General features: G+C 59.0%; 3 protein-coding genes and 1 pseudogene. 3 read left to right on the forward strand and 1 reads right to left on the reverse strand.

Annotated elements, in window-relative coordinates; genetic code table 11:
* Positions 1-191: pseudogene (locus AAAC48_RS03700) on the reverse strand (hypothetical protein); the annotation flags it as partial.
* 282 nt (positions 192-473) lie between these two features.
* On the opposite strand from AAAC48_RS03700, the gene AAAC48_RS03705 reads away from it, so the two are divergent.
* The 3 genes from AAAC48_RS03705 (at position 474) to AAAC48_RS03715 (ending at position 4,272) form a co-directional block, all read left to right on the forward strand.
* Positions 474-2,873 carry an arylsulfatase gene (locus AAAC48_RS03705; protein WP_340652875.1) on the forward strand — a complete coding sequence of 800 codons (2,400 nt, stop codon included), beginning with the start codon at positions 474-476 and terminating at the stop codon, positions 2,871-2,873.
* 106 nt (positions 2,874-2,979) lie between these two features.
* On the forward strand, positions 2,980-3,354 hold the full coding sequence (locus AAAC48_RS03710) for a hypothetical protein (RefSeq protein WP_340652876.1): 375 nt from the start codon (positions 2,980-2,982) through the stop codon (positions 3,352-3,354).
* A 123-nt stretch (positions 3,355-3,477) separates the two neighbouring features.
* Positions 3,478-4,272, forward strand: coding sequence for a hypothetical protein (locus AAAC48_RS03715; protein ID WP_340652877.1), 795 nt, complete (start codon positions 3,478-3,480; stop codon positions 4,270-4,272).
* Positions 4,273-4,325: the final 53 nt, after the last annotated feature.

Here is a 4,325-nt window from a genome sequence, read left to right on the forward strand (position 1 = left end):
TGCGCCGCCGGCTGCGAACTCGTGACGATGACGTCCACTGGGAGCTGCACTAAGTCCGCTGCCGCGGCCGCAAGGCCACTGTCGTGCTTCCCCGCGCTTCGGCACTCGATGCTGATGTTTTCGGCCATTGCCGCGGATTGGTATGGGGATGGACGTTCTTTGCCCTTCAAGCGCTCTGGGGCGTCTGCCATAGCCTGCGCCTTGAACTCATCCGACCGGCGGCGACGCTTGCTGGGGAGCTCCTTCAAGCCGCTCCGCTCATATCCGCTCGTAACAGGGTTCTGTTTGTTACAGTAACGTACTTCACTGGCGGCTAGTAATCTGAAACTCTTCTGCAATCCCATTGTTAAGTTAATGCATACGTCGGCCGCATTGCTACGGAACCTCATCGGAGCATGATCAAACATTTGAGAGCGGGAAGGTGTCGCTCGCTTACCCGTCATTGGCTATCACCCAACAGGGAGCATTGAACGATGAAAACACGCGCCTACCTTGCGGTGCTCGCCGCCAGTTGTTTTTCGGTCTTTCCCGCTGCCGCCCAGCAAGTCACCGGGGCGCCTGGTTCACCCAGCGCCACGTCGACGATCGACGGCCAGTCGCTGCCGGCTGCGCCTCCGGTATTCGGCGGGACTATCAATCTGGACGCCAAGGACTCAACCCCTTGGTGGCCGCCTGCCGTGGTACCACCAAAGGGCGCACCGAACGTGCTGCTGATCATGACCGACGACGCGGGCTACGGCGTCTCGGGCACCTTTGGCGGCGTCATCCCGACACCGACGCTCGATCAGGTCGCGGCGGATGGGCTACGCTTCACGCAGTTTCACTCCACCGCGCTATGCTCGCCCACTCGCGCCGCGCTGATCACCGGGCGGAACCACCATTCGGCGGGCTTCGGGGTGATCGCCGAGCAGTCCACTGGCTATCCGGGGTATGATGCGATCATCGGTCCGAACAACGGCACGATAGGTTCGATCCTCAAGGATCACGGCTACGCCACCTCTTGGTTCGGCAAGAACCACAATACCCCGACCTACGCGCTCTCCGCCTCGGGGCCGTTCGACCAGTGGCCCTCTGGTATGGGCTTCGACTATTTCTACGGCTTCCAAGGTGGCGAGTCCAACCAATGGACGCCTTGGTTGTTCCGTAACCACGATCAGATCTTTCCGTGGATGGACCAGCCCGGCTACAACCTGGTCACCGGCATGGCCGACGACGCCATCGACTATCTGCGCAAAGTCAATGCCTCGACGCCGGAGAAGCCATTCTTCATGTACTATGTTCCCGGCGCAACCCACGCCCCGCACCATCCCACGAAGGAATGGATCGACAAGTTCAAGGGCAAGTTCGACATGGGCTGGAACGCCATGCGCGACGAGATCTTCGCCAACCAGAAACGGCTCGGGGTGATTCCGGAGAATACCCAGCTGACGCCGTGGCCAGATGACCTTCCCAAATGGGATACGCTATCGGCGGACGACAAGAAGATGTTCGCCCGTCAGGCGGAGGTATACGCCGCCTATGTCGCTTATGCCGACTATGAGATCGGCCGGGTGATCGACGAGGTCCGCAATCAGGGCAAGCTCGACAACACCCTCATCATCTACATCGAGGGCGACAACGGCACCAGCGCCGAGGGTTCGACCATCGGCACTGCCTTCGATTTGGCGGCGATCCAAGCCATCAACATGCCGGTAGCAGACCAGCTGAAATACTACGACGCCTGGGGCGACGCGACGACCGAGCCGCATATGTCGGTCGCCTGGTCTTGGGCCTTCGACACACCGTTCAAGTGGACCAAGCAGATCGCCTCGCACTTCGGCGGCACCCGGCAGGGCATGGCGATGTCCTGGCCCGGCCACATCACTGACAAGGGCGGCGTCCGCAGCCAGTTCCACCACATAATCGACATCGTGCCGACGATTCTGGAGGCCACCGGCATCGAAGCGCCGCAAACGGTGAACGGCATCGCCCAAAAGCCGATCGAAGGTGTCAGCATGGCCTATACCTGGTCGAAGGGGGCCAAGGACGTGCCCTCCGCGCGCACGACTCAGTATTTCGAGATGTTCGGCGATCGCGCGATCTACCACGACGGCTGGATCGCCTCCACCACGCCGCCGGCGGGACCCTGGCTGATGGGGCTCGGCAAGCTGCCCGATGTGATCGACGGTTACAACTGGGAGCTCTACAACCTCACAGAGGACTACTCACAGTTCAATGATCTCGCCGCCAAGGAGCCGGACAAACTGCGCGACATGCAGCAGCTCTTCCTCGTGGAGGCCGCGAAGTACCAGGTGCTGCCGCTGGACAACTCCGTGGCCGCGCGTCTGCTGGCGCCGCGGCCAAGTGCCACCGCCGGCCGAACTGAGTTCGTCTATTCGGGCGAACTCTCAGGCTTGCCGCCCGCCTCAGCGCCCAGCCCGCTGACCCGCTCCTATACGATCACCGCCAACGTCGAGGTCCCGCAGGGCGGCGGAGAAGGCATGCTCGCCACGCTGGGCGGCCGCTTCGGTGGCTACGGCCTCTATCTGCTCAAGGGCAAGCCAGTCTTCACCTACAACTTGCTGGGGCTGGAGCGCTTCCGGTGGGCAAGCGAGGCGGCGCTGACGCCCGGCAAGCACAACATCGTCTTCGACTTCACGTACGAGGGACCGGGCTACGGGAAGGGCGGCAAGGGTGTGCTGAGCGTCGATGGCGCGATGGTGGCCGAGCAGTCAATCCCGCACACCATCCCGTTCCTGGTGACGATCGACGAGTCGTTCGACGTGGGTGTCGACACCCGCAGCCCGGTGGACGACAACGACTACCAGGTGCCGTTTCGCTTCACCGGAACGATCGATAAGCTGACGGTGAAGGTCGGGCCGCCGCAGATCTAGGGGGCTTCCGCGCGCTGGTGTGCGGGGATATCGCAACCCCGTCACCAGCACGCGTTGATGCTATCGGTAGAGTCTACCACTACAACTACGGTGACGCGTCGCAATCGTGGGTGTGGCATCGCAGTCGCTTTTCCTCGTGTCAGCTTTGGGGTCAACCCTGGACTTTCGATCCGCGGGAGAAGGGCCCGCACATGCCGCGATTGTCGAAGCAATCTATCTCGCCGAAGTCGATATGCAGTTCGATGACACCCGCGCCGCGCGCATTCATCGCAAGGAAGAAGCCGCAACTGCGCGTGAGAATACCGCTCGGCACTTCACGATTGGCAAAGACGTGATTGTAACCGATGCCGGCAATCCGTTCGCGACATTTAGCGGAATCGTCGACGAGATAACGAAGTCGGGCCGCGTCATAGCGCTGATTGAGCTCTTCGGTCGCATGACGCCTGCGGAGTTTGATGCCGCACAACTTTCAGCGGCCTGACCACTTTCACTCTTGCGGATTTGAGCCCACCAATTATTAGTTTTGGCGAAGTGTTGGGGGACATTCATGATCGGACGTATAAGTGAACGCATGCTGTCAATTTGCCTGTCATGGCTATTGACGATGGTTATTCTGTTGAGAATTGGCTCTAGTGCCTTTGCCGAGGAGGCGCCAGAAATTGACGTTTACGAAACCGAAATGACCTTTGCCGTAGTGCGCGAGGGAAAAGCTCTATGTGAGCCGACGTGTACCGAATGGATATCAGCCTTCGGCAAAATCGAAGTAGATACGGATAATAAGCTCAAAGTGGTATTCGAAAAGCTAGGCAATCGAAAACTGCCAATCATAATAGAATCACCGGGCGGAGATACACGCGCAGCGTTGAGAATAGGAAGAATGATACGCAAAAGGGGCCTGGACGTCGCAGTTGGGCACACGCACTATATCGGGTGTCGACCCAGTACCAACGGGTGTGAACCGCTTTATCGCCGCGATGAAGCCTATACCGGGAGAGTATCAGCAGGCGGCGCGAGGTGCGATTCAGCGTGCACTTACGTTTTCATGGGGGGTATAAACCGATACGTGCACCCTGCAAGTCCGTTTGGTGTCCATCTGGGTAGTGGAAAATATCTGTCGAATGATTTCGCGAGCGGGCTAACACCCGTAGAGACAAGCGATGAAGAGTCTATGGAAATCGCGACCAAAGCGAAGCCTTACGTTGCCGATTATTTTAAGGAAATGGGAATCCGCCCCGAACTTATACCCACGATCTTTTCATCTGTGAAACTAATTGAGCTCTCACAAGAGCGACTGGAATACTACAGAATAATCACAGGCTCCGGCGGGCCCAATAAATTGATTGATGCGAAATTGTGCAAGGACAAGGAGCCCCCTCAGAACTGCATCATGCGCCCCTAGCCAGCATTACAACTCACGGTTGACTTGCGGACCGGTGACAGACAGCATGAACC

It is taken from the genome of Phyllobacterium sp. (assembly GCF_037994405.1).
GTDB lineage: Bacteria > Pseudomonadota > Alphaproteobacteria > Rhizobiales > Rhizobiaceae > Phyllobacterium.